General features: G+C 60.2%; 1 protein-coding gene. It reads right to left on the reverse strand.

Going from position 1 to position 394, the window contains the following annotated elements:
- A partial coding sequence (locus PZH32_RS11620) for a 4Fe-4S dicluster domain-containing protein (protein WP_275208414.1) occupies nucleotides 1–394 on the reverse strand: 394 nt, incomplete at both ends.

Consider the following 394-nt stretch of genomic DNA (forward strand, 5'->3'; position numbering starts at 1 on the left):
CCGGCAACGCATGCCGGCTGACCGCTAGCGGTACGGATGGCGATGCAGCTGTTGCACTTGCGCGAAATGCCCTGCTCCTCGTCGATGACCGGAACCTGATAGGGACAGCTGTTCACGCAGGTCTTGCAGCCGATGCACACATCATCCTGATGGAGCACCGCGCCGTCCTCGGACTTGAACATATCCCCCGTCGGGCAGTTGGCCACACAAGCCGGCTCATCGCAATGATTGCAGCTGAAGGTGCAGGAGAACGCCCGGACGTCCGGGAAGCTTCCCACCGAATAAGTGTGAGCGTTACGGAAGCGCATACCGCCGCTCAAGCGGTTTTTATCATTGCAGGCAACCTCGCAGGCACGGCATCCCGTGCAGCGCGTCACGTCAACGAAGAATCCAA

The organism is Adlercreutzia equolifaciens, assembly GCF_029076695.1.
Taxonomy (GTDB): Bacteria; Actinomycetota; Coriobacteriia; order Coriobacteriales; family Eggerthellaceae; genus Adlercreutzia; species Adlercreutzia equolifaciens_A.